At 36.0% G+C, this 26048-nt stretch carries 19 protein-coding genes and 1 tRNA gene; 8 read left to right on the forward strand and 12 right to left on the reverse strand.

Translation table 11 applies throughout. The features are described from left to right. Window positions 1-144 precede the first annotated feature (144 nt). Entirely contained in the window at window positions 145-1617 is a 1473-nt protein-coding gene (rpoN, locus tag EA772_RS20125) for an RNA polymerase factor sigma-54 (RefSeq protein WP_116167869.1), read from the forward strand. 74 nt (window positions 1618-1691) lie between these two features. Here rpoN and EA772_RS20130 read toward each other — a convergent pair whose 3' ends face one another. Beyond that, window positions 1692-2702, reverse strand: a complete 1011-nt coding sequence (locus tag EA772_RS20130) for a type IX secretion system membrane protein PorP/SprF (protein WP_116167868.1) — start codon at window positions 2700-2702, stop codon at window positions 1692-1694. 2 nt (window positions 2703-2704) lie between these two features. Then, the gene (locus EA772_RS22405) at window positions 2705-6196 is read right to left on the reverse strand and encodes a PKD domain-containing protein (RefSeq protein WP_124914694.1); all 3492 of its coding nucleotides are present in this window, start codon (window positions 6194-6196) and stop codon (window positions 2705-2707) included. Window positions 6197-6477: 281 nt separating this feature from the next. On the opposite strand from EA772_RS22405, the gene EA772_RS20140 reads away from it, so the two are divergent. Further along, window positions 6478-6888 (forward strand): hypothetical protein, encoded by a 411-nt coding sequence (locus tag EA772_RS20140; protein WP_124914695.1) that lies wholly within the window; start codon window positions 6478-6480, stop codon window positions 6886-6888. An 11-nt stretch (window positions 6889-6899) separates the two neighbouring features. Here the strand turns inward: EA772_RS20140 and EA772_RS20145 are convergent, their stop codons facing one another. The 3 genes from EA772_RS20145 to EA772_RS20155 form a co-directional block, all read right to left on the reverse strand. Continuing rightward, on the reverse strand, window positions 6900-7106 hold the full coding sequence (locus EA772_RS20145) for a hypothetical protein (protein ID WP_010601735.1): 207 nt from the start codon (window positions 7104-7106) through the stop codon (window positions 6900-6902). 56 nt (window positions 7107-7162) lie between these two features. Beyond that, the gene (locus EA772_RS20150) at window positions 7163-7300 is read right to left on the reverse strand and encodes a twin-arginine translocase TatA/TatE family subunit (protein WP_010601736.1); all 138 of its coding nucleotides are present in this window, start codon (window positions 7298-7300) and stop codon (window positions 7163-7165) included. A 62-nt stretch (window positions 7301-7362) separates the two neighbouring features. After that, entirely contained in the window at window positions 7363-8217 is an 855-nt protein-coding gene (locus EA772_RS20155; RefSeq protein WP_124914696.1) for an HD domain-containing protein, read from the reverse strand. A 224-nt stretch (window positions 8218-8441) separates the two neighbouring features. Between EA772_RS20155 and EA772_RS20160 the strand changes: the two genes are divergently transcribed. Then, window positions 8442-9095 (forward strand): TetR/AcrR family transcriptional regulator, encoded by a 654-nt coding sequence (locus tag EA772_RS20160; RefSeq protein ID WP_124914697.1) that lies wholly within the window; start codon window positions 8442-8444, stop codon window positions 9093-9095. Window positions 9096-9100: 5 nt separating this feature from the next. Next, complete coding sequence (locus EA772_RS20165) at window positions 9101-10405, forward strand: AarF/ABC1/UbiB kinase family protein (protein WP_124914698.1); 1305 nt, start codon at window positions 9101-9103, stop codon at window positions 10403-10405. Here the strand turns inward: EA772_RS20165 and EA772_RS20170 are convergent, their stop codons facing one another. Continuing rightward, entirely contained in the window at window positions 10406-10762 is a 357-nt protein-coding gene (locus EA772_RS20170) for a two-component system response regulator (protein WP_116167864.1), read from the reverse strand. A gap of 266 nt (window positions 10763-11028) precedes the next feature. On the opposite strand from EA772_RS20170, the gene EA772_RS20175 reads away from it, so the two are divergent. After that, window positions 11029-11631 carry a GIN domain-containing protein gene (locus EA772_RS20175; RefSeq protein ID WP_124914699.1) on the forward strand — a complete coding sequence of 201 codons (603 nt, stop codon included), beginning with the start codon at window positions 11029-11031 and terminating at the stop codon, window positions 11629-11631. Window positions 11632-11695: 64 nt separating this feature from the next. On the opposite strand, the gene EA772_RS20180 is transcribed toward EA772_RS20175, so the two are convergent. The 5 genes from EA772_RS20180 to EA772_RS20200 form a co-directional block, all read right to left on the reverse strand. Beyond that, window positions 11696-14110, reverse strand: a complete 2415-nt coding sequence (locus EA772_RS20180) for a GAF domain-containing protein (RefSeq protein ID WP_124914700.1) — start codon at window positions 14108-14110, stop codon at window positions 11696-11698. Window positions 14111-14251: 141 nt separating this feature from the next. After that, window positions 14252-17857, reverse strand: a complete 3606-nt coding sequence (locus tag EA772_RS20185) for a BamA/TamA family outer membrane protein (protein ID WP_124914701.1) — start codon at window positions 17855-17857, stop codon at window positions 14252-14254. A 39-nt stretch (window positions 17858-17896) separates the two neighbouring features. Beyond that, window positions 17897-18802, reverse strand: coding sequence for an SdiA-regulated domain-containing protein (locus tag EA772_RS20190; RefSeq protein WP_124914702.1), 906 nt, complete (start codon window positions 18800-18802; stop codon window positions 17897-17899). Window positions 18803-18812: 10 nt separating this feature from the next. Continuing rightward, window positions 18813-20846 (reverse strand): polyphosphate kinase 1, encoded by a 2034-nt coding sequence (gene ppk1 / locus EA772_RS20195; protein ID WP_124914703.1) that lies wholly within the window; start codon window positions 20844-20846, stop codon window positions 18813-18815. A 9-nt stretch (window positions 20847-20855) separates the two neighbouring features. After that, the gene (locus tag EA772_RS20200) at window positions 20856-22073 is read right to left on the reverse strand and encodes a Pycsar system effector family protein (RefSeq protein WP_124914704.1); all 1218 of its coding nucleotides are present in this window, start codon (window positions 22071-22073) and stop codon (window positions 20856-20858) included. A 605-nt stretch (window positions 22074-22678) separates the two neighbouring features. On the opposite strand from EA772_RS20200, the gene EA772_RS20205 reads away from it, so the two are divergent. After that, window positions 22679-22752, forward strand: a tRNA-Ile gene (locus EA772_RS20205). 51 nt (window positions 22753-22803) lie between these two features. Here EA772_RS20205 and EA772_RS20210 read toward each other — a convergent pair. Next, window positions 22804-24636, reverse strand: coding sequence for a hypothetical protein (locus EA772_RS20210; RefSeq protein WP_124914705.1), 1833 nt, complete (start codon window positions 24634-24636; stop codon window positions 22804-22806). Window positions 24637-24884: 248 nt separating this feature from the next. On the opposite strand from EA772_RS20210, the gene EA772_RS20215 reads away from it, so the two are divergent. Continuing rightward, complete coding sequence (locus tag EA772_RS20215; protein ID WP_124914706.1) at window positions 24885-25508, forward strand: Crp/Fnr family transcriptional regulator; 624 nt, start codon at window positions 24885-24887, stop codon at window positions 25506-25508. 97 nt (window positions 25509-25605) lie between these two features. Beyond that, window positions 25606-25989, forward strand: a complete 384-nt coding sequence (locus EA772_RS20220) for a hypothetical protein (RefSeq protein ID WP_124914707.1) — start codon at window positions 25606-25608, stop codon at window positions 25987-25989. Window positions 25990-26048: the final 59 nt, after the last annotated feature.

The following is a 26048-nucleotide window of genomic DNA, read 5'->3' on the forward strand; positions in this document are numbered from 1 at the left end:
TAATTTGTAAAAGTAACAAACATTATACTCAATACAAATGTTTAGCAAACAATTTAAAACCGAAACATTCCAACTCATTTAGATCAATTCTAAAGAATATCTGAAATGATTTGTTTATTTTTGCTCCAATTCTTACTTTAAAATATGCTAAAGCAACATTTACAACAAAAATTACTTCAAAAGTTATCACCTCAACAAATTCAGTTTATAAAGTTGTTACAGGTGCCAACCGTTGCTTTAGATACCCGCGTAAAGGAAGAATTAGAGGATAATCCTGCTTTGGAAGATCCGAGTTTAATGACGCAAGATGAGCCTAAAAATGAATATGATGATCTAAATGACGGACCTGATGATTTCGATGGCCCATCTGAAGACAATAGTATGGATGAGTTTAATGTAGATGATTATCTGCAGGATGACAACACCAATGACTACAGTACAAATTACAATAATGGCGATGATGATGAGGAGAAGAAAGAAACTCCTATCGCCATCGAAAGTACGTTTTTCGAAAGTCTTCAGGAACAATTAGACCTTATTCCCTTATCCGATCAGGATTTTATTGTTGGAAAACAAATTATTGGTAGCCTAGATGATGATGGTTATCTACGTCGCCCACTGGGTTCAATGATTGATGACCTGGCGTTTTCTCAAAATGTAATGGTGGAGGAAGAAGATGTGCTTGAAATGCTGAGATTGATTCAAAGTTTTGATCCTCCCGGAATTGGTGCTCGCGACCTTAAAGAGTGCCTGTTAATTCAGTTGAAAAGGAAAGATCAGAGCAATCCGATTATTGTGAAAGCAATGAATGTTGTAGAAAACTACCTAGATGAATTTACCAGAAAGCATTATGATAAACTGGAAAAAAGTTTAAATCTGGATAGCGAAGAGCTTAAAGAGGTTGTTAATGAAATTCTGCGTTTAAATCCAAAACCAGGCGATGCAAACCAGGTAACTACCAAGCAAATGCAAATCATACCTGATTTTCATATCAGTAATAATGATGGCGTTTTGATTTTAACTCTTAATTCGAAAAATGCTCCTGAACTAAAGGTTAGCCGTTCTTACCAGGAGATGTTTGAGCATTATGACAAAGCATCTTCTAAAGATAAAAAACTTAAAGAAGCCGTTCAGTTCGTAAAACAAAAACTCGACTCTGCTAAATGGTTTATTGATGCGATTAAGCAAAGGCAACAAACCTTACTTAAAACTATGAATGCGATTATGCATTATCAGTACGAATATTTTTTAACTGCTGATGAACGTAAAATGCGTCCGATGATTTTAAAAGATATTGCTGATAAAATCGACATGGATATCTCCACAGTATCAAGGGTGGCAAATTCTAAGTATGTTCAAACGGAGTTTGGTACATTTTTATTGAAATCTTTTTTCTCTGAAGCTATTCAAACAGAAAATGGAGAAGAAGTATCAAACAAAGAGGTTAAGAAGATTTTGGAAGACTGCATTGGCAATGAGGATAAACGTAAGCCTTTAGCCGACGAAAAACTAACTGAAATTTTAAAGGAAAGAGGTTACAACATTGCCCGAAGAACAGTAGCAAAATACCGCGAGCAAATGAATATACCTGTAGCCAGACTAAGAAAAGAACTTTAATTAGCTCGTTAAATGAAAATTTAGCTATTAGTTAATATCTAAACATGAAAGGTAATTAGCTATTGAAAATAGAGTTACCACATCCTAATATATGAAGGTACTTTGTAGATGTTGTTGAGCAGTAATCCTAAAACAATCTCGTGGCTTCCGTTACTTACCTGATTAAGATCTGAAGTGGTAAAATCATATGAGTAAGTAAGATTCACCATTTTTCCAATATTGAATCCTGCCATTGCCGAAAACGAATCATCTTTGCGATAACTTCCACCCAACCAAATTTTATCCCTGAAAGCGAGTTTCATGTTCAAATCAACGGAAACGGGGCTGGGTTGTACGTATTTAACCATCACCGATGGAATGGCAGCAATTTCTTCATCGAGGAAAAATTTGTAACCTGCAGTAGCGAAAAAATGAGGCACTGCCTTTCCAAGATTGTAAGAATCATCGCCGGAAAAACTGAGTTTTTGAGATAAAACCTGTTGCGCTGATACGCCTGCAAACATTCTCGCTCCGTATAACCAAAGTCCGATGCTTAAATCAGGCCGTAACTGACTCGTAATTGCCCTGTTCAATGATGGTTCGTTAGGATTTTCAAAAGTTAATGCATTAATATCTAAAGATATACTTGATAAGCCTGCAGCAACACCCGCCGACAAATTAAAACTATTACTTAACTGCAGATGATATGCGTAGGTCAGGTTTGCATCAAGCCTTTTTATGGGCCCTGTTTTATCCAAAACGGCAGTTACCCCCATTCCATGATGAGAAGGAGATGAAGTATAATTTTGCGTATAGTTTCTATCCATCGGATTTCCTGTTTGCTCAGGAAAGGAGGTTAATGCATTGCTCCATAATTGGTTGTTGCCCAATGCCCAGTGAGCCGAAACAAAAGAAGTTTGAGGAGCATCATTAATACCAGCCCATTGTTTTCTATATCCCGCTTTAAAATCTATGTAATTCTCAATACCAGAAAGTGCCGGGTTAAGTAAATATTGATTAAAAATGTATTGCGTGTACTGTGGCTTTTGTTGTGAAAAAGCCTTAACAGAAATTAGAATGGCTAATAGGGCGATATACTTTTTCAATTTTATCTAATTATAGTGAGCGGTCCTGTTACTGTTTTTCTTCCATTTCTCGGATTGATAATATAGTAATAAACCCCGACAGGAAGCTGTTCATTCTGAAAATTCCCATCAAAGGGAATTTTATATCCATTGCTAAAGAAAATTCTATTACCATTTCTGTTGAAAACCTCAACAGTTGCATTCGGGTACGTTTCCAGAAACTTGATATTCCAAACATCATTGTAACCGTCGCCGTTTGGTGTAAAGCTGCTTGGCGGATTCACCGATTGCAATACTTTAACTGAAACATGCGTCACAGCCGTACATTGATCAGGATTTGTAGTAACGGTTAAAGTGTATTCTGTATCTTTCTCGGGCGAAGCGATTGGATTAAGAATTTTATTATCATTTAATCCGGTTGCGGGCAACCATTCGTAACTCAAACCCGTTCCTACTGCTTCTGCCGGAATTTGTATTTCTCCTCCTGCTAATATATAAATAATTGGACCACCATCTACCACCGGAGATTTATTAACAAAAATAGATTTAGTTACCGATGCCATACAACCATTGTTGGCAGTAAATGTATAGGTAATATTATGCGAACCGACACCCGCAAGTTTTGGGTTAAAAGTTCCATCCGCCTGTAATCCTTTCCCATCACTTGAATATATACCAGTGCCTGCAATGCCGTTAGTTACATGAAATTGATTGAATAATACATTTCCATCATTTTCGCAAACTGGCAAAATTTCATCAACAGAAACTGACGGTGATGCGTTAAGGGTGAATTGCTTTACAACAAAATCCGAACACTGCCCTCCGGAATAAGCGACAACTTTAACCTGATAATCTTTGGTATCGGGCGATCCGAATGTTTCATAACTTAAATCAATCTGGTCAGGAATTGGATAAGTAAACGTTTCAAAATTTGATGGATCATTAACAATATCTTTATAAACTTCTATTTTAGTAATTTTTCCAAAATCTACGGTAGAGGTGTTTTTGATAGAAAAAATATTATTGCTGCAATAGTTATTGGTAGCTAAAGGCTCAAAATTAGCTCTGGGAACGGATCCGTTCACTGTAAACTTTTGCGTAATCGTAGTGATACAACCATTTTCATTGGTTATCGTTAAAGTAACATTATAATCGTCTGCTCTGGTGTAAGTATGGCTTCCATTTCTATCAGCCGATGAGTTCTTTGCTAAATCCGTTCCGGTTAAATATTTATCGCCGAAATCCCAGGCATAGGTTAGCCCCGTAGTCGAACCATCTTCATTTACAGAAGTATTTGTAAATGTTGCAACCGCATCCCTCAAACAAATATCTGGCATATTAAAGCCAATTTTTGGTAGTTCAGTAACGGTAATATCCCACTTCTTTACCTCGCTAACACATTCTCTTGCCGAGGTAGTAATCAATGAGATCGTATATTTTCCTGTTGCAGTGTATTGATGTTTTGGATTTTGATCATTTACTATTGGCGAACCATCTCCAAAATCCCATTTCCAGCTTTTTATAGAATTTACAGATATTAAATTGCTCACTGAAGATAAATCCTGAACGATAAATTCAGTATTGGTACAGGTTTTTGCCGGTGCTTTAAAATCAGAAATGGGTAAAGGATAAATCTCAATTTCCTTTTCCACAGGCTCAGAATAACAGCCGGTACCCGATTTTACGGTTAATAATACTTTATACTTACCTTCTTTTGCAAATACATGCTTAGGATTTTGATCAGTTGATGTACTTCCATCTTTAAAATCCCAAAGCCAATTGGTAATAGAAAAATCTTTAGTTTTCGAATCGCTCTTATCAGTAAATTGAACTTCTGAATTTGCACAACTTGTTGAAGGCGCTTCAAAGGCAGTTACTGGAAGATCATAAATATTAAATACGTAATTTGTGGTGATATCACCCGAGGTACAATTTGTTGTATTTGCAGGAACGTGTGCCACCACTTCCAAATGATATTCGCCAACCTGGGTATAGGTTTTATTTATGGGATATCTGTAAACATAAGTTGTTTGCCCGTTCGCAGTCTTTATTTCGGGAGTTAGGTTATTGATTGTTTCCGGAACACCACCTTCTAATGTCCAGGTAATGTAGTCGGGTTGATAAGGCAAATTCACTTTAAAATCTACGGTTTGCCCAATACAACCATTAGGGCTTTCTTCATTTCGGGTTTCATCTACAACTGTTAAATAATTATTAGATGATAAATTTGTTCCAGCTGAATATGAATAAGATTCTGCATTGCCAAAACCATAAGCAATTGCATTAAATCCATCATCAGCAGTTAATGTCAGGCTTTCATCAGATACCGGTATTTGGGCAAAAGAATAAGCAGAATTGCCAATTAGTGTCGACCAATTTACACTTGGCACTACCCCGTTGATTTTAAATGAACTAAGTTTATTGCTCCTGATGATTACATTTATGTATCGCTCTGTGATTGATTCTAATGACGATGAAAATACCGTTACTGCCTTAATATTAAACTCAATTGGATTTAACATGACCATCTCTGGATCACCAATAATGGCTGTACCCGCAATCGAAGAACAATTTTGCGTAAGCGAATACTGTGCTACACTGATCAATTTATCAGCAGAAATAAAAGTTGACTGGGTTAAGGTGCTACTTTCAAAAAATTGCCCTTTATTTAAAGTAGTAGTAACACCATTCATAGAGAATGTTGTGTTATCTTCTTGCGCTAGAATCCTTAAGATATATCTTCTGTTTCTGAAAGGCACGATACCATAATTTCGTCCCCAACTTACTGTTGGATATAGTTGCTGATATAGTGGATCCTGTGAGCCAGTACATCCGCCAATCATAATTACCGATGCCCCGGAAAATGCTGCAAATCGTCTACATGAAGATTTTGTCTTATCCGTTTCTACAAACACACCCGTTAAATCTCTGTTACCAGCCATATATTCGTAAACATCACCAGCTTTCGCCAGCGTAACAGGTAAAACATTGCCACTTTTTTCATGAATTAAAACGCTGGTATTATCTTCAACGGCAACAATGGCCAAATAATTTTTTCCCTCCGATGATTGTGAATAATTCATCGAATAATAGGTTTGTCCTAAAGTTTCAAAAGGAAGAATTAATGATGCTGCTGATCTCGCCCGTCCCCAAATGTGTGCATAAGCAGAAACCTTCGGCATTCCATCTGTTACTTTTATATGAATTCCACGATTGGTTAAATTCGAATTTGATTCGTACTCATTAACATAAGCTGCAAGTCTTAAAACATTAAATTGTACAGCTTTATTAGCGGGGATAATTTTTGTTTCAGTATAGGTACCGCAACTCACTGTAACTTCAGAATTGTACTTGGAGGTTACAAACACAGCAATTTCAGCATTATTGTTTTGACTGGGTACATGCGTAGGAAAAACAGCCCAAAAATCAGTTCCTTCGTTGGAAACATTTTGGGCATAAGATCTCAAAGAAACCAATAAAAATATCAGTAAAGCTAATAATCCTGCTCGTTTCATCGATAATTAGCCTGTTAAGAGAAAAAGTTCATTTGGAAGTATTATAGATATGCAATATACTATTTCTCACATACAAGTAAAATATCTTTCAATTAATTAACATTTTTATATTTAAAAAACTTAAATTCATGTAATAATTCAGGCGGTTCGTGTAAAAAAATAAAAATTCATGAAGGCTAATAATTAAAATTGACAGCTCAATCCCGCAGAATCTACACGATAAAATCCTATTGTGTGGATAAATCCATCCCAACATTATTAATTGTTAACTTCTGTTTAAGATGGAAAAATTTGAAAATTTATATCATTGCCTGATTACAAAAATTTACCCTGCTCGTGTAAATGATGAGATTGAGATGGAATTTTTTAAGGAATTATTAAAAGCTCGTTTTCAGCTGGAAAATTCGAAAACCGAAGATGAATCGTTACTATTAAATTATAGAAATGCGTTTTTCTTTTTCAAAAAACATATTTGTGATGCGATAAAAGATGGCTTTAGATTAATAGAAAGTCAATTGGATGATTCTGAGCGAAATCAATTGGCGCATACAATTACAAGGCTAAATGGCCAATTGTATGATATTGTTGATTTGGAAAGGATTTTATCATACACCAATCTGATCTTTTCATCGCATGACCTGGTATTTTTTCCAAATAACACAACACCTGAAGAGATTAGTGAAATCGTCTAAATGATATATATTCACCCGTTAGCGTCGTCTGACTGATTTCCACTACCGAGTTTTTCGGAAAACTCTTTGGCATTTTCATCAGCAACCGGATCATTATGATCTTCAGGCTCAAGGTTTTCGTCCAGTCGGTCATTCCAGTTATTTATTCCCTGTGCGGAATTTTCCTGGTTTTTCTTATCAAATTCTGATTTATTGGGATCGTTTGCTGGATTGGCCATTTTAAAATATTTTATATCAAAACAACGTTACATCCCAGAAAGTTTTATTCGATAAATTATTTTACTGGTTCATCTTTAGCATCCTTAAACTCTTTTACACTTCTACCGATACCCCGCATAAGTTCAGGCAGCTTTTTACCACCAAATATTAACAAAATCACCACCCCAATTAAAATAATTTCAACAGCCGACATATCTTTTTTATGTACAATATACGATAAAATGATTTACAATGTTTGGGGTTGATTTGTGAATTTTAAACCAGAAGCGCTTTTAAGGTTCTCGATTTAATTTTCGGTACAGCACCATAGCGAATAAATTCGGCAAAACCACGCAATTGCTTAATAGATTTTATTGCTTCATAACCTTCAAAAGTGGTTCTGATTTTATTGAGCAAAAGCGTATCGGTTTTAAACATATCACTTTCTTTTAATAGTCCTTTTTTTAAGAAACTTCTAATTAGTTCTGCCATTTTACCGTTGGCATATAGATGAAGTGGAAGTTTAAAAACTTCATTATTTAACTTTTCGAAAACCTCATTAATCCACCTCACCTGGTCGTCTTTAGTAACGGCAATTTTTCCATCACTTAATACAACAGCACTCAAAAATTCACGGGCGCTTTGTCTGGATATGATCCCCCCGTGAACCGCATCACGCAGGGTGTAATCTAAACGGTCAGCACACAATAGTGGTAAAGGTTGTTCCAAAATATCGAACGTTCCATAAAGGATTTGGTTCACATTGTAACCGTATTTCAATAACACATCAGGAATTTCTGAACGATAAATTACTTCAGCAAAAACTTTTTCATGATAATCTTCATCAACATGATCGAAAACATAATCACCAACGTGTGAAAATGCAGTATGAGAAACGTCATGCAATAAACCGGCAATTTGTTCCAGTTCTGATCCTCCCATCTTCTTAATTAGCATGGTAACTCCGATCGTATGTTCTAAACGTGAATGACAAATATCTGGATTAACCAAGAAGATAGCGCCGCTCTGATGGATGCCTGATAAGCGCTTCACCGCATCGGTTTCCAAAAGCTCGGCGAATATTTGCGGGAATTCCAATTTGCCATATAAAAAATCGCTTAGCTCAATCATATCTATTGTAGTTTATTAAATATCACAACGCAATTATACTAATATTTTTAGTTTAAATTGGGTAAAAAGTTTCCACACGACACTTTTAAAAACTAAATTAATTAGTTAAAAAACTAACTTTCAATTATTTTGAAAGCTATTATTACAATTTTGTGATTAACAAATCAAAGCCACTATAAAACAAGCAAATGATTAAAACGTTATTATTGTAAAAAACAGTGATTATGGCAACGGCCCAGCAAATCAGAACAGCTTATATAGATTATGTTTTAAGCAACAACGAAAAACCAAAATCGGTTTACAGTTTTGCAAAAAAACTTAAAATTACTGAAGCTGATTTTTATCAGTTTTATTCTTCTTTCGAAAGTATTGAAAAAACGATTTGGTTCGAATTAACTTTCGAAACAATTAGCAAAATCAAAGAACAAGAAGTTTGGCTGCAATATACCTCCAGAGAGAAAATGCTTTCTTTTTTTTATAGTTATCTCGAAAATTTAAAAAATGATCGCAGTTTCGTTATTTACAGCCTAAAAAATTATCAGGGAAAAGTTGCTATACCGAGCATTTGGACAGGCGTAAAACCTATTTTCGAAAATTTTGCTCAGGAAGTTATTGATGAGGGTTTAGATACCGGTGAATTGGCTGAACGTAAATTTCTAACTAAACGTTATAAAAACGCACTTTGGGTACAGTTTGCTTTTATCGTAAATTTTTGGATCAATGATGACAGTGATGGTTTTGAGAAGAGTGATGAGGCAATTGAAAAAGGGATTAATGTAACATTTGATCTTTTCCAGCATTCGCCAATTGATAACCTGATCGATTACGGTAAATTTTTATCGCGAAATGGAAAGTTTAAAGAAAAGATGGGATTTTAAAGTTGATGAAGGCACAAGAAAGTATTCCAACCACAAAGGTAGAGCGATCAGCAAAATTTGTTAAAACGGGTTTCCAAATCGGTGGTAACTATATTAAGCATTATTCTAAAAAGCTGTTTAATCCTGATATGGATCGGGAGCAGCTTAATGAAGATAATGCTACAGATATTTATAAATCATTAAGTGAGCTAAAAGGAAGTGCCTTAAAGATTGCGCAGATGTTAAGCATGGATAAAAACATCATGCCAAAATCTTATGTAGATAAGTTTACCCAGTCGCAATATAATGCACCTCCCCTTTCCGGACCTTTAATTGTAAAAACGTTTACCAAAAACTTTGGTAAAACCCCAGAACAAATTTTCGATACTTTTAATCTTAAATCGAGCAATGCGGCGTCAATTGGTCAGGTTCATCAGGCTACGTTAAACGGCAAAAAATTAGCCGTCAAAATCCAGTATCCTGGTGTTGGCGATAGTATTTCATCAGATTTAAAATTGGTAAAGCCTTTTGCTTTTAGATTATTAGGCATGTCTGAACGAGAACTTAATATCTATATCAAAGAAGTTGAAGAACGTTTATTAGAAGAAACTGATTATGAATTGGAAGTAAGAAGATCCATTCAATTTTCAGAAGACTGCCAGAATCTTGATCATGTTGTATTTCCAAAATATTACCCGGAATTATCAGGAAAACGGATCATCACGATGGATTGGCTAGATGGGTTGCATTTAAAAGAGTTTTTAAAAACTAACCCATCTCAGGAGTTAAGAAATAAAATTGGTCAGGCACTTTGGGATTTTTACAATTTCCAGCAGCATGAATTGCGGGCCGTACATGCCGATCCACATCCTGGAAACTTTATGATTACCCCAAATGAAGATTTAGGTGTAATTGATTTTGGTTGCATCAAAGAAATGCCCAATGATTTTTACTATCCTTTCTTCTCGTTAATATCAACTGATGTGATTAACGATAAGGCTAAAACGATTGATGCTTTTAGAAAACTCGATATGATACACGCTGAGGATACCGAAGAGCAGGTAGAATTTTACTATAAATCTTACCGGGAGATGATCAGCCTTTTTGCAAAACCATATATTAACAAGATTTTTGATTTTAGCAAACCAGAATTTTTTGATCAATTATATGCCTACGGCGAAAAGATTTCAAAGATGCCTGAATTTAAACAGGCACGTGGCGTAAAACATTTTATATATGTAAACCGTACAAATTTTGGTTTGTATCAAATTTTACATGAATTAAATGCTACTGTAAATACCGATACCTATGAACCTACGCTAAACAGGTAGCTAAGCATTTTTCTTTACTACCTCTACCATATGATCGATGTCGAATGGTTTTTCTATATAGTCGTCGGCTTTACATTCTTTGGCAGTTTCAGGCAAATCTTTAGATGTTGAAGTTAATACGGCGCCAACGTTTTCTGTTTCGGGATCAGATTTTAATTCTTTAATCACTTCCGAACCTTTCTTTTTTCCTTTGATGTGATCATCTACAATGACTACGTCCGGTTCAATCTTCTCAATTTTCTCAATAGGTTCAGTTGTTAAAGACGCTGTTACGTCAAAACCCTCCTCCTCCAATACTTGATCCATAATCTCTAGGATATCCTTATTATCCTGAACAAGTACAACCTTTTTCTTCATAAACTAAATAGGAATATATTTATAAATATAAGGAAAAAGAATAATGGAATACCCATTTATATTTTTTTTTACCCCAGTCTTATCAGAAAATATTTTTTTGTCTTGAATATACGCCAGTTCGTCGAGAATTTACAATGGCTTGTATAATATCGACAAAAGGGCTGCAACGTTTTTCCACTGGTTGCGTCTTATCTACAAACAACGATAAATAAACATAAACAATTCAATAACAATTAATTAACATTTAATTTTTAATCAAAAATATTATGAAAACCTCAATCAAAACCCTAATCACATCTTCATTCGCAGCTATCATTTTATCAAGCGCTTTAGGTTCAACTGGCGCAGTTGCTACTGAAATTCCAACTGTAAAAGTTTCAAAAACCAGCAATTTCCATCGAGTTTCAGTAAAAGGTAATGTTGAAGTAACCATCATTCAAAGAGCAACAACCGGCGTTGTTTACGCTGAAGATAATACCGGAACCGCAAAAATCATGCAGGATGGAGATGTTTTGAGAATAACATCATTAGATAAAGGATTAACGAAAGTGTTGGTTTACGTAAATGATATTTTCAGAATTGAAGCTTCAGAGAATGCAATTGTTAAAACGCAAGGCAAATTAACAACACAATATCTTCAAATCTTTTTAAAAGGAAATGCGCATGCAGAAATTAATACAAGTACCGAAGGCTTATACACGGTAATTAACGATAATGCAGACCTTAAACTAAGCGGATCAACCGATAACCACACACTTGTGATGGGCAAAACACAGAAGATAACCATAGATAAATTTGCAGCGCTAAGAACAAGCATCAGTTCGGTAGAAACAATAGCAGTAGAAAAAGAAATTGCTTCAATAAAATAATTTCGCGACACTCTAATCATAAAAAAGGCTTTCTGATTTGATCAGAAAGCCTTTTTTATTAAACCTAATTTTGAAGCATTTTAGCAATCTCTTTTTCGATTGATTTCAACTCAGTAGGCTTTAGTTTCTTTGTTGTATCTTTCTTGGCATCCAAATACTTAACACCTACCCGCAACGCTTTTAATCCTGATACACCTTGCAATTCGTCAAGGTCAAGCTGCTCTAAATCATCATTCAAATATCCCTGAACTTGCATGTATTTAATATATTCCATGTATTCTTTCGCTTCATCCGGGTTAAAATAAACCATAGAAATTTTATGCGGCTGAGTTAAACGTTCAGTTGTTCCTTTAATTAATACTTTATCAATACGTTTTTTCACCACTTCATATCGAATATTATAAGCACCCTCCACGTCGAAACGGCGCTCATCATTTCTAAAGCTGATATCAATCGCATTTGAGTGGATAAATATCAACTGCGTGGTTTCTAAGGGACGAGGCATTTCACCAATTAAACTCTTTGATAAACGAGCAATTTCGACCATCGATGTAAGTTGCCACAAACGGATATTTTTCAGATACAATAAATCGAATGGTTTTTCTGGCGCTATTTCCTGTCCGATATAAATATCGTATTCTACCCCATCGGTTCTGAATTTTGCAAAATAACAAGGATAAGATGCTTGCAAATTAGCCTGAGATTTTTCAAGATATTGACTAACCTCGGTGTTGATCAGTTGCATTGATATTTCTAACTGCCTGCGATTGTCGTATGCAGCACCAGTGGCTGGAACAACTACCTCAAAGTATTGATCAACGATTTCTGCCGTTTCAGGATGATTTCCCTTTATAATTGATAAAAACGGATACACCTCGAGCTCTAAAAATTCTCTTAGCTGATTTTCTTCATTCGACGATGCAAAACTTCCAATCTGTTTAATCCAATCTTTACAATTGAACAAAAGTTTATCAATCAAATCCAGCTTCACTGTTTTTTTCATCGCCTTCAAGGCATTAATCAGATGATTTAAAAGTACATTCAAATCATCCTTTAAAGCGATATTACGTTCTGTAGTCGAATTACGGATATCAACAGCGCCAAATAGCGGATACATGTGTTTAAAAGTAACCGTTTCAATTTCTTTCACCTTGCTATTGCTATTCTGGCTTTGAAGAAAATGCCATACGGCTTCGTTAAATTTCCACTGAACCGAAGGTTGTAAAGCCGTAAATTTATCCATCAGCACTTCATCCATTTTTGCATCAAATTCTTCAATACTGTATTGAAAAAGCTGTCCAATCAATGGCATGGCCGGACGTAATCTGGAAAGCAACTTGTCATCAACCTGGACTTCGTGGTTTGAATAAACTTCTAAAACCCCTGCCAATTGATTATTGTAATAAACCGGCAATACGGAGTATGAGCAAACACCAGCTTCCTTTAAAACCCTTAAAAACGGATCCTTCGTAATCTGATCATCATTGATGGCGCTCACAAAAATCGCCTTTGGATTTTCCTTGTATTTATCAACCAAAGAATAAAACACTTCCTCTTCAAGGTTTGCAGCCTTTGCCGAATTAATCAGCATACTTTGAGAAAATTCCTTGTTATCGAAAACCAGTTTATTATTAACGGTTAAAAAAGGCATCAAACCAAACTCTAAACTTCCATCACCACTTAAACTTTTCAACGCCTGGATGACGTGGGTATATGCTTCAGTTTGATAATTATGATTCACCAAAGCATCACGAATTCCATCAATAGAATGCTGTAATGTTACATCAGTGATGGAAATGATGCTAAAACCATCAAATTTAAAATCTTTTAGGGGCAGATTATCCAGTAAGTATTCTAACTCCTTATCTTCCTGAAAATATTGAGCTAATGCTTCGAAGTTTAATTCGGGAAGTTTCCCTTTATGTTTAATATCAACAAATTTAGTATCTGTTTGAATATTATAATATTGGGTAAGTTTAGTTTCTTCGTTTACATGTGCATAAATAATTTCATTTTTAAGCACATAAGTAAAGTTATAAAATCTGTTTAAAATAATATTGTATATAAACTTCAGCTGCTTTTTCTCTACCGGCTCGCTGTCTTTATTTACTTTATTTTTAGGATCGTGATCTTTAAAAAACTTGTAAAATGCATTTGTACTAAAGAAAATCTGATCAGGAATTGGGGTACTTAATGCCCAAAACAAATCATCTTCATCGCCCATTAACGGCGTTAAAATGGTAAAAATTAATTCTAATGTATCTTTGTATTTCGATAATTCTTCAGCATCGATGCTATTTAAAAGCACCTCATCTTTTTCTATCTTCTCAAGTAAAAACCTGTAAAATTCTGATTTAACCGATTTTTCTGTTTTAAGCCTATCTTTTAAATACTCCACAAGGGGGCGAAAAGATAATGCAGATTCTACCTGGCAACCTATACATTCATTTTTATGAATTTTTATTACGTTGGTATTCATGGTATAAGTTTATCTATAGTGTAAATTTTATAGTGATCGATTAATTATTAAACGCTTCGCAAAGATACGCACTCCATGAAGCAACAATGGTCTGCACAACGTAATACTTGGATCAAACATCTATATTGATGTTACACAAATTTAGTACCTAAAATTTAGAGAGAAGTAAGGATACCAGCCTTCTGATGAATGACCCATCACAAATCGAACAACTGTAAGTGATGCCGGAGCGAAATAAACCCCTCCACCAACGCCGTGATGCCATGTTTGCGATGCTTCATTTCTTTTCCAAACTCTTCCTACATCCCAAAAACCTGTCAGGCCAATTTGTCCTGGTAAAACATAACTTACTAAATCACCGAGTTTTGCTCTTAACTCTAAATTATTATAGAAAATGTGTTCGCCGGCAAACCTAAACTGACGGTAACCTTGGAGATTTCCCTGCCCACCTAAATACAAAGCCTGGTAGAATGCCGGTTGTCCAACGGTTACACCACCGCCAAAGCGATCGGCCAAAATGAATTTCTTCCTGCCATCAAGATTTTTATAAAGCGAAATGCTGGCTGTAAACTGCCCAATTGAATTGGAATATTTATTTACGCCTTTATAACCCAACAATTTAAAATCTACAAAACTGCCTAAGGTTGGTAATAAGTCATTATCACGGGTATTATTTGTAAAGTTAACAACTGCCCCGGCAAACATTTTTTCGTTTCTAACTGTCAGGCTGTCAGAAGAATGAAGTGCTCCAGGGTTTAAGATAAATCGTCCATCATTATCTTCCCTGTTAAATTTATAATACTGATAAGATGGTCCGACTGAAAAAGTAGATTTCGGCCTGCGCCACCTGATGGCCGCATCTACCTGATAGAGGTTAAAACGAGCCCGATAGTAACGAATATCATCGCCATGCTCATCAAAGTGTGTATCATTTCCTAAACCGAAAAAGTTCTGTGTGTTATTGGGTGCATAAGCATTTCCGTTTACCACGATATCTCCTTTGCCAACTGCCTTTAACCATTCGCCTTTATAGTTAAATCTGAAAGCTTTTGTAGAAAAAGAGTGTAAAAAAGAAACCGTTTGAGAATTGCCCCAAGGTTGCTTTCTAAAGCCGGGATTAGTCTGCTTGTAAATCAAGCCTAATAAAATTCCATCATCGCGATTGTAGCCTGCATTCAGGTTATACGAACGTCTGCGATACATATCCTTTGGGATATAACTGAAATTGGAAGTATCATTGGATATAATTTTACCTATTTTATTCTGATCCTCACCCTGGTAAGTGGCCTTATTGGTTCTTCCGTACAATTTAACAGTTCCGTTACTGTTTGCAAAATCATAATACTTATCGCCTTTACCACCTATAATCCTGATCTTGATATTGGAATTTTTATTATCTAAAAGCAAGCTATCGTTACCGTTGTGCATGTAAATTCGAAGTTCTCTGGTCACTTTTGGATCGAATTTCCGGTCAAATAATTCTTCTTTGATATTTCCCTCTTTGGATATTTTATTGATTTTTACCCTTAAACCATTATTATCGGTATCTGAAATTTTGATTAACTCATGTTTATTGGTCAATTCAATATCTACAATGCGGTTGAAGAAATGATAGTAATCATTCATCATCTTTGGCATATTGGCAATTCGCTCCCGGAGCGTTGCTAGAAATACATCGTGGTGTAGCGAATAACTTGGTTCAGGAAGTGCTTTTAATGCTTTTTCAAAAACTTCATCGTTATACTTGGCACAAAAATCTTTGATAATTTTATCAAACTCTTCTTCATCAATATTGGCAGTCCAACGGCTGCTAATCTCTCTGCCCTCCCATAAAAACCAGTTAATGTTCTGGATCGGACGCTCATAACCTTGCATCATTGGAAGCAAAGAAGATGATTGCGTAAAACGTTGTATTTTACCATCGCCCATGTAAAAAACCTGATCGCGATCTCTGGGAACCGGCGTGTATTTTGAGCCATCTTCTGTTTTGGTTTCTTTCCAACGCCATTGGTCTTCATGTCGATCCCAATCGCCCAGCAAAACATCCAGCGCCCTGGCCCGCACCCAAGCCGGACCATCTAACTTATTGTCGTTATCATCAGTTAGTTTCTTATCCATTTTAGGTGAACTATCTGATTCGCCAACCGGCTCACGTTCTTCAAACAAACACAAAGTATTGGCGAAAGCCGATTCAAATTCTCCTAAACCATCATCTGGAGAAACCCAACCAATGACCGGATTAGAATGCGGGATGTTAGCTGCTTTAGCTAGTTCTGGCACAACCAAAGCCGAGAAAGGATGTTGCGCAGACATATTATCTTTAATGATATCTTTGGCAAAAGTGTTGCGTAATCCTTCCGGCAATAAAACTTCAGGAAACTTTTCTACACTTCTTAATACGTACTCTTTGCCGTTTTTATCTTCCAGGCGTAAGGAGCGTGACTGGTTTCCGCCTCCACGTTGAGTAGCTTTTAAACCACCCATCATTTTAGAAATCCTTAATACCGGAACCTTGGTTCGCTCTGCGTATTCTTTACGGTAATTTTCACCGAAAACATATCGATGAAAGCGACCAACGCTATCATATTCTGGTTTAATTTTAACGAAAATACTATCAGCTGTAATGGGTTTATCGCGGTTTTTTACTTTTGTAGGCAATAGTTCAAATTTCTTGGTATAGCTATAAACTTTTTTTACGCTTGTATCTGAATAGACGTAATATTCATAACGCATATCATTATTCATTAGCTGATCAGCAACTACATAACCCTGCTGCATTTCATGAAATAACGAGGTTTTACCTTGCTTATTCGGTGAAACCTTCGAGCCTGATCCGCTTACAATTTGAAGCTGTTTCCCTTTAATTAATTGCAAACCATGCTCATGACCAGCAACATAAGTAACATTCGGATAATCGCCAAAAACACCGTTTACCGACCTGATCATATCCTTATAAGCAGGATGATTTAAATCTTCAGGACTTAGTAAAGTAGATCTTAAAAACGGGTAAACCGAGCCTAAAACAGGCATCGGGATATAAAAATTTTTATTCAGGGAAGTCAATGGAAAAAGGTGGTTGCGCAAATTAAAATAACCACCATGCGGTCCGTAACTTTGAAACGGATGGTGCGAAGCCAGCAAAATCACCTTGTCTTTATTTTGCTCCAGCAGTTGTTCCATCCTAACTAAAACCTCGTCTTTTGTTCTGCATTCGCATTCACCGGCCGGGTTGGATTTATTGTACGGGAACAACCACCATTCACTATCGTAAGCAATAATGGTTAATTTATCCGTTAATTTAATCGCCACAGGATCCGGACAACCATTGTCAGGAATTAATTTCAATAGCGGATCGCCCTGAGCCTTCAAAAAATCATCCTGTGCCTTAATTTTAGCCAAACCCTTCGGACCAGACTTATCCCAATCATGATTACCTGGGATGAAATAAACTGGTGCGCCAGCTTTACGCATGGGCTCAAACTGCGAGCGAAGAATTTTCTTGGTTTCTTCTTCTTCAAGACTGCCGGGCAAACCCATTCCTGTTGGGTAAATGTTATCTCCAAGATAAATTACAGTTGTTTTTTTGGGGATGATCTGTTTGGCCGCATTCTTTAAATCCTGCATTTGCGCCGGATTCATCTCCCCTGCATCACCAAATAGAATGACACGATATTTGACATCGCTTTGCGCAAAAGTGATAAAATGAGTTAAAAATAAAATTGCTAAAAGGGTAAATCTTTTAATCATAGCCTGGCGTTTGTATAAAGATAGATAATTTTCGGCTGACTACTTTTTAACCTTAAACATTAAGATGTTTCCTGCGGCTAAGGTGCCACCCTCGTTAGAAATGTAAAGATTATTATCACGATCAAAAGCAATTCCTTCAGGTTGATTGAATGCGCCTCCTTTTAGCGGATAAGTGCCTTTAATTTTAAAATCAGCATCGGTAACCACTAACAATTTATTCATAGAAGATAGCACGTACCACTCGCCTGTCGACGGATTTTTAGCCAAAGCTGATGGACGAAATTTCATTTTTGACTCGCCCGCCAAATCAGCAATTTCTTTATATGATAAAGCAAAGGTTCCACTCGGAGTAAATTTACCTCCATCGAATTTAAAGGCAAAAATTTCCGTTTCATCTTTTTTTCCTTTTTTCACCTCTTTTGTTAAGACATAAACCATCCCTGCTTTTTCATCAGCGGCCAAACCCTCATATTCGGCTTTCGGAACCAAATCTGTCGTTTTAACCACATTTGCTACTTCAGGCTTATTAATTTCCGAAATTGGAAATGTATGCAGTTCTCCATTGCTCTTCAATACAATAATCTGATCGTTGATAATCGCTAAATCTTCATAATCGCCCTTACCACCGAATTTGGTAAATTTAGATTCTTTATCCTCTAAACCTAAATAGAATAAGTCACCATCTTCATCCTGAATGGCGAATACTCTACTCGGATCGCCTTTATGGAAAACAATGCCTGAAATTTCGAACAGGTTTTGTTGCATGTTATATTTTACCGGATTAGCTAAATCGTATGGTAAATCAGATTTTGGCGTACTCGTTTTTGCTGTTTCTTCAGTGGAAGCCGCTTTATCATCGTGTTTTTCATTTACACATGAAACCCCTGCAAAAGCTAAAGTCATTAACGCAGCAACTGCGGTTATTTTTGTTTTATTCTTATTCATTTTTGGAAATTTAATTCTTGTCCTTTAAATATTGATAGATGGCATACTGTGAGGCAACGGGAATCTTTCCAGCGTTAACCGGCACATTATTCATCAAATCATCAATAATAACAGCTTGTGTATTATCCTGTTTTTGGATATCGATGATTGCTAAAATTTCTTGCTTTATTTTTTGATCGTGAATGGGAAAGCAAACCTCAATCCGGCGGTAAATATTTCGGTTCATCCAATCTGCAGAGCCTAAATAAACATCCTCCTCACCCAGGTTGTTGAATACAAAAACCCGACCATGTTCCAAATAGCGGTCTACAATTCTAATAATTTTGATGTTTTCGCTCATTCCGCTTACGCCGGGAATTAAGCGGCAAATTCCGCGAACAATCAATTCGATTTTTACGCCAGCCTGCGATGCTTCGTATAATTTGTTAATCAGTACCTTTTCTTCGAGATTGTTCATTTTGATGGTAATTGCTGCTGCTTTTCCATGTTTGGCAAATTCAATTTCCCGATCGATTAATGAAAGAAACCTTTGTTGCAGATTAAATTGTGCCACCAATAACTCATTAAACTTTATGAAATTTTCTGCGGTAGGCTTAACACGTTTAGCCAGGAAGATAAAAAGCAATTCCACCTCACGAAGCATCTCCTTATTGGCTGTCATTAAAATATGATCGGTGTAAAAGCCCGCTGTAGTCTCATTAAAATTACCGGTGGCAAATAAACCTACGTAACGCATTCTACCGTCCACTTTTCGTTTCACCAAAGCAACCTTAGCATGAACTTTCAGTGCCGTAACGCTATAAATAATATCTACGCCAACAGCTTTCATTTTTTTTGCCCACTTGATGTTGTTGGCTTCATCGAAACGAGCCTTTAACTCCACCAAAACCGTCACTTTTTTACCGTTTTTAGCTGCGCTGATTAAGGCATTAACAATTTTTGAATCGCTTGCTACACGATAAAGTGTAACATAGATTTCTTTTACGGTTTCATCAATTGCTGCCTCGTTAAAAAAACGTAAAACACTATCGTAACTCTGATAAGGTGTATGCACAATGATATCGTTCTTTTCGATTGACGCTGTTAATGTCCCGTCAATAAAGTCAGTATTACATATCTTAGGCCATAAGTCGTTTGAGAGTTTATCCGACTTTACCGGAAAGGCCATTAAATCTTTCAGGTTATGATATTGACCACCTTCAATATTATTGGCTTTTTTGAGGTTAAATATTTTCTTTACCAGTGTTAAAATCTCGGCTGGGATTCCGGGCTGATGTAGAAAACGTGTCGCCAGACCCAAATCCCGTTTCTGTAATTGTTTTTCCAACTGTTCAGACAGACTACCGGAATATTCATCTTTCAAATCAATCTCAGCATCGCGTGTAATTTTAAAACTAAAACAACCGGAAACTTCATCATCTGGAAAAATACGATCCAAATGGAAACGAATAATATCATCTAGAAAGACAACAAAAGTTTCATTCTGGGTTTCAACTTTATAAAAACGCGGTAACTCATTCGACGGAATATTAAGAACCACTGCTTTTGTTCCCGAGTTGCGTTTAAGCGTAATCAGAAAATAAAGTTCATTGTTAGCAGGAAAGAAATTGGTATTTCCATCAATAAAAACAGGTTGTAAAAATGCCAGCACCTGACTCAAAAAGTATTGAGTAACAGGTTTTTCAATCTCGTTAGGATAAGCGTGGCCATAAACCAAAGTAATGTGATTTTCTTTCAGCGCAGGAATAATGCTCAACTTTAAAGCTTTACCGAAACGCTGCTGCTGATCGGAAATAAATTGATTAGCAGTATTTAAAAGATCCTCCTCGATGTGAATATCATTATCTTCCCGGCTGCTCAGTTTCTCTAAAGCCAAGAGCACAGGCATACGCACACGATAAAATTCATCAAGATTTGAAGAAAATATCGAGAGGAACTTAATTCTTTCGAGCAATGGAACCGTATCGCGTTCGGCTTCCATCATAATCCGCTCGTTGAATTTCAGCCAGCTTAAATCTCTGTTAAAAAAAGATGTTTCAATCATTTTATGCCTTTAAAGTTTACCGTAAGCTGCATATGCAATTACAAAGGCAAATACCGCAGCAATTAAACCCCACATAAATATGTTGTAAGCCAGGCGGATTAATTTATATTTTCTTCCCAAAACCACCCCTTGTGAATACACATCGGTAATTAAAGTTCCATAGAGAAAATCTTTATCGTTCATCACCTTGATCATCCCATCGGTATAACTCGGCAAACTCATTTTATAAAAGTTACCAAAAAACAAGAGGTTTACTTTTTTATTATCCATATCCTCCTGGGTAAACTCTCCCTTTGGTATAGATGGACGTGTTGACAATATCGAAACCACCACACAGGTTAAACTCACGATAAGAAGGATAAATGTTGGAATAATCAGATTTCCATGATCTTCCAGCCGGCGTAAAAGCAAACTCACAATTAAGGAAAGCATGATAGAATTCACAGTGATTAAAATATGTGCTTTGTTATCTGCCATATCACTTAACCGCTGGTTATTTGCCGATGTAATGCGAAACATGGTTTCGATACCTTTATCCGGTCGATCGTCTTTATCCTTCTTTTTGCTTTTTCCAAGATCTATGGTTGGCGCAAAATTACGTGGCTCAGCAAGTTCGGTACTAATTTCCTGTTGCGCCGTTAGCTTGCTTTTTAGTTTAGCTATGTTTGCCTGTTTCTGATCATTTAGCAAAAGAATAGCGTAATCAGTATGGTAGCGATGAGATTCCATAAACTGGATATCTCTTTTGCGCCAATCTAATTTGCTAATGTCTTTTTTATGGATTAGCTCAGCTTCTTTATGCATGAGCTTTCCTTTTTTCCGAAAATCGGTTAATCCTAAATGAAAAAGATCGGCATCACAGATAATTTTATCGATTTGACTTTTAGGCGTTTGCGGAATTTTTGTAGCCAGAATTGCACTTTTAACCTGTTGACGAACTTCATCATTCACCTTGTGAGTGAGCAGGAACTGATCGGCCAATTCTGCACCTTTAACCTCGTGATTAAATGCATCTTCAAAATAACCTGTATCATGAAAGTATGCTGCAACCGTTACGGTAAAATAGTCTTGTTCGTTTAATTGATAGTGATTTGCAATTTGCTGGGCTGCACTTACAACCTCCTCGGTATGTTCCAAATTATGATAAACCAATCGCGGATCGTTGTGGGTATGGAAGTAATCGCTAACGTGCTTTTCTACATCTTCCTGCAATTGTTTGTAATTCATGAATGTGTTTCTTGTTGATATAAATTATTTGTTTGGAAGAAATGCATTTTCTTTAAATACTTTTTAGCCAAAATTGTTTGGTTACAGATTATAAAATTACGCTAAATTTTATAAAAAGAGGTTAAACCAATTGCAACGAGCTATTCTCTGCATCAAATTTACTATTTGCATATCATCACAAATAATCATTGTGATTTATAAATAAAATTTATTTAGTATCTTTCATCACGTAAAGACTTAACTTACAGACAGTTAATTTAAAATGAGATTTGGCGTTTTGAAATTAATGGGGTTATTACAATTCGAATGATCAGGAGATTGATTTGAGGCTTTCAAAATCTGAACTCGTTAGCAAACTATTTCATCGTTCAAAATATATCTCCATAAACAAATAGATTGCTGGTCAGAATATTCGTTTAAATTTATAATATGCATATACACCTTATCGGTTTGGAAAAGTTTTAATGATCGATTTAGCTTGATAACTGCCATTTGATTTTAATTTACTCAAAATGAGCCTATATTTAACTTTTAGCTAAAAACATTTTCCAAAATTGAATTCAAATTTGTAACATTGCACTCGCAAAAAAACAATGTTTTTTTCAGGGCCTATAGCTCAGTTGGTTAGAGTAGAAGACTCATAATCTTTTGGTCGCTGGTTCGAGCCCAGCTGGGCCCACAAACCCTTCAGTAAAACTGGAGGGTTTTTTTATGTTCGATTTTCTGCGGTCTAAAGCTTAATTTTCATTTTTTCAGCTAGTGATTTTTTTGAATCTTTCAACTTCCCGTCAACCCAAACGCATATTTTACTTTGATTTCCAGGTTTATCAGTATCCCAATCTTTTTTCCAAACAATATCGATATCATGGTTATGGTATCTAATATTCCCCAGATAGAAATAGCTCCAAAGATCATCATAAAGCAGCGGTTCGATAGCAAACTCATCTGCGTGTGAAGCCTTGAAGCCAATAAGATCTTCAATAATGATATCGGGAAAACTAGAATGAAAATAATCCTTTTCTCCACCGAAAGATTCTCCATTGCTGGGAATGTACCATTCGCCGATATTTTTTTCTTTCGAGCCATGCATTCTTGCAAGCTTCATTACATAATCTATCAGCAATTGTTTCTCACCTAATGAAGCATTCTTTTTGTAGTCGCGAAGATAATTTGCATAACCTTTATAAACCACTGAATTTTCATATGGCCAGCCCCTGCCATTCCACGCATAGGCCTGTTCGTTGTAAAACGGATGTTGACGTTCTGCAGTAGTCATTCCTTTGGTATGATAAAAACCTTTTGCGGAAGAAAACATATTCCATGATTCGCCAAACTTCCGGTAATGTTTTAACGGAATCAGTTTAAAATACCATGGCGAATAACCAACAGACTCACGAACATTTGACTGGAAATCTTTTACACCGAATTCGTTATCTCCGGCAGTTAGCGAATTAAAAAATTTATCATCATCGTTCCATAACACGGTTAATACCTTTTCTTGAAGGTTCGTAGCATTTTTCTGATAAAGTGCTGCTTTTGTTGCCGAATGTTCGTCTTTAAAGTTAAAAGCGTCCTGCCGATAGAGATCAGCTAACGATTTCAGATTGCCATAAACATAACTGTTTACCGATGGCCTGACCATATAAAAATCAGGATAGCCGCTGCGAAACGCTTTAGGATATTGCTTTGCCTGTAATGATTGAGCGGCTCTACCAGTAGTTTCCCAACCCAAATAATAGTTCCGCCATGACTCATTTGTGTAAATACTGTATGGACCTTCACTTTTAATCAATCCCATTACTGCAGAAAGACTAAATTCCATTCCATTATACAAATCAAGAATTTTATACATTCCAGAAGTGGGTGAGTTTTTATTTTTCACCGTGAACAAACTATCCCAAACCTGTTGATGACGTTCTAAATCAGGTAGCTTCTCTCTAAGCCATGTTTTATCAGGATGAATTTTTAGGAAAGCATCAACGCCGTTAATCATCCAACTCGAAAAGTGGTGACTTTCCGGCCTGCTCAAATAAGTTAAAAAATTTGCATTTTCCCGCTGATTTAATTTAGAAGCCGAACCACTGATAAAATAGTCGGTATAGGATTTCAAATACTGATTATTCCTTAGCCAGCGCACATCGTAAAACTGGTGCCCTGCCGGACAAGTGATTGCTCCGCTCCTCGATGCCCATGGCTTTACGCCAAAAAACTCCGTTACCACCCAATATTTTTTATGATCATAAGGATCATTATATTCCTTTAGATGTTTGCTGATCATCCACCAGCGATAGTTATAAACTTCTGATAGAAGCGTATCGTCGCAATCAAAAAACGGAACATTGTTAAGTAGAAAATCTTTATTATTTTCTTTACGATATGGGCCGTCGGATTCTGGGCGATCCCTGTATGCATTAAATAGATCAACCTGCCGGGATAATTTCTCCTTAGCTTCAGATTTCAACCTAATTAATTCCTGATCATAAACAGAAGTGTGTTGCGCAAAAACTTGGAGATTGAAAATGATTAAAGATATCGTGATCACTAGCAACAGGAAATTTCGCATATCTACAAGAAGGTTTTATTACTTGAAAATCTAATATTGAAAATTAAAGATCCGAGTTTGTGCGCCATCAACCTAATTTTTTCTTGATAAAATGTAGTCGAATCACTTATACCGAAATAATATCCCACAATTGCTATAATTTATCTTAAATTTTATCAAATAGGTTAAAAACCACTTCTGGGAATATTACGTAAATCAACAAATAAAATTAAAAACCTAATCGAAGATATAAGCCGTTTCTAATTAATATGCTAAGTTCCGAACCAAATTCATTTATCGAACCACTTTTTAATTATTTTAAAAGTTTAAGTCCTATTTCAGAAGAATTAATGATCGATTATCGAACCCATTGCTGCCCAATAACAGTAAAAAAAAAAAAATTCATTGTTTCCCCATTGGATCACAATGCATATCTTTTTTTTATCACCAGTGGATTGGTTCGAGGTTTCGTACGGAATAATAATAAAGAAATTACCACACGTTTTAGTTTTGAGAATGAAATTATTGGCGCAATCAGACATCCCGATGGCCTAGAGAGTTATTCTACAGAGTATTTGCAGGCTTTAGAAGACTGTCATTTAATACGAATTCCCTATTCCTTAATTGAAACCGTGTATGCCAAATTCCCTGAGGCGCATATTATAGGGCGAAAACTTTTCGCTATTCAATATTATGCTGCATCTCAAAGTGCAATCCTTGCAAGAATACCAAATGCTGCAGATCGATACAGCATGTTTGTGTCGAAAGGCATTAACTATATCGATCGCCTGCCGGTAAAATTCCAAGCAAGTTATCTTGGGATGAGGGTTGAGACACTTAGCCGAATTAGGTCTAAAATAGAATTGCCTTTAATAAGTAATGATAAGTTTTAATCAAGTTCGAGCTTTTTCTAATTTCGTTTTAATAATAATATAATATTTAGGTTAATCTTTGCTAAATCTTCCAGAAAGTGACTTTAAAATGAGTAAAATGAGTTCACCGTATCGATTGCCATTATATCTTTGCAACTCGATGATTAGGTTATTAGGAAAAAATTCTTTGAAGAGCATATTTGGCTGCTTGCTGTTGGGCATATTTATGCTTAAATTCTTCACCTTTTCCATTTCCTCTTTTTCATCATCTTCTACCTATTCTATCGAAAAGAGTGCGGAGGAAAGTAAGGATAAGGAAGAAGAATCCTTCGATACCGCGAAAAAGAAGTTGCTCCTATACGAATCATCAATTATGGATCATGAGCATCCACTTTGGACAAATCATTTGCCAGTTAGGGTTAGTGCCTATAGGGATCGAATTGGAAATTTCCCTCCAAAAAATGTGCCTACACCGCCTCCGGACGGACCAGCTTTGACATAAATTAAGTCTTAATTATATTTTTTGACTAATTTTGTGAGCTAAAGATTTCATCCCAGGAA

This window comes from Pedobacter sp. G11, from assembly GCF_003860265.1.
Classification (GTDB): Bacteria; Bacteroidota; Bacteroidia; order Sphingobacteriales; family Sphingobacteriaceae; genus Pedobacter; species Pedobacter agri.

Bases quoted from the DNA above. Each gene is read 5' to 3' on its own strand.
- EA772_RS20155 (WP_124914696.1), bottom strand. From the start codon at position 8,217: ATGATTGAGCTAAGCGATTTTTTATATGGCAAATTGGAATTCCCGCAA.
- EA772_RS20140 (WP_124914695.1), top strand. From the start codon at position 6,478: ATGGAAAAATTTGAAAATTTATATCATTGCCTGATTACAAAAATTTAC.
- EA772_RS20165 (WP_124914698.1), top strand. From the start codon at position 9,101: ATGAAGGCACAAGAAAGTATTCCAACCACAAAGGTAGAGCGATCAGCA.
- EA772_RS20215 (WP_124914706.1), top strand. From the start codon at position 24,885: ATGCTAAGTTCCGAACCAAATTCATTTATCGAACCACTTTTTAATTAT.
- EA772_RS20200 (WP_124914704.1), bottom strand. From the start codon at position 22,073: ATGAATTACAAACAATTGCAGGAAGATGTAGAAAAGCACGTTAGCGAT.
- ppk1 (WP_124914703.1), bottom strand. From the start codon at position 20,846: ATGATTGAAACATCTTTTTTTAACAGAGATTTAAGCTGGCTGAAATTC.
- EA772_RS20175 (WP_124914699.1), top strand. From the start codon at position 11,029: ATGAAAACCTCAATCAAAACCCTAATCACATCTTCATTCGCAGCTATC.
- EA772_RS20160 (WP_124914697.1), top strand. From the start codon at position 8,442: ATGGCAACGGCCCAGCAAATCAGAACAGCTTATATAGATTATGTTTTA.
- EA772_RS20170 (WP_116167864.1), bottom strand. From the start codon at position 10,762: ATGAAGAAAAAGGTTGTACTTGTTCAGGATAATAAGGATATCCTAGAG.
- EA772_RS22405 (WP_124914694.1), bottom strand. From the start codon at position 6,196: ATGAAACGAGCAGGATTATTAGCTTTACTGATATTTTTATTGGTTTCT.
- EA772_RS20180 (WP_124914700.1), bottom strand. From the start codon at position 14,110: ATGAATACCAACGTAATAAAAATTCATAAAAATGAATGTATAGGTTGC.
- EA772_RS20145 (WP_010601735.1), bottom strand. From the start codon at position 7,106: ATGGCCAATCCAGCAAACGATCCCAATAAATCAGAATTTGATAAGAAA.
- EA772_RS20185 (WP_124914701.1), bottom strand. From the start codon at position 17,857: ATGATTAAAAGATTTACCCTTTTAGCAATTTTATTTTTAACTCATTTT.
- EA772_RS20210 (WP_124914705.1), bottom strand. From the start codon at position 24,636: ATGCGAAATTTCCTGTTGCTAGTGATCACGATATCTTTAATCATTTTC.
- EA772_RS20190 (WP_124914702.1), bottom strand. From the start codon at position 18,802: ATGAATAAGAATAAAACAAAAATAACCGCAGTTGCTGCGTTAATGACT.
- rpoN (WP_116167869.1), top strand. From the start codon at position 145: ATGCTAAAGCAACATTTACAACAAAAATTACTTCAAAAGTTATCACCT.
- EA772_RS20220 (WP_124914707.1), top strand. From the start codon at position 25,606: ATGAGTTCACCGTATCGATTGCCATTATATCTTTGCAACTCGATGATT.
- EA772_RS20150 (WP_010601736.1), bottom strand. From the start codon at position 7,300: ATGTCGGCTGTTGAAATTATTTTAATTGGGGTGGTGATTTTGTTAATA.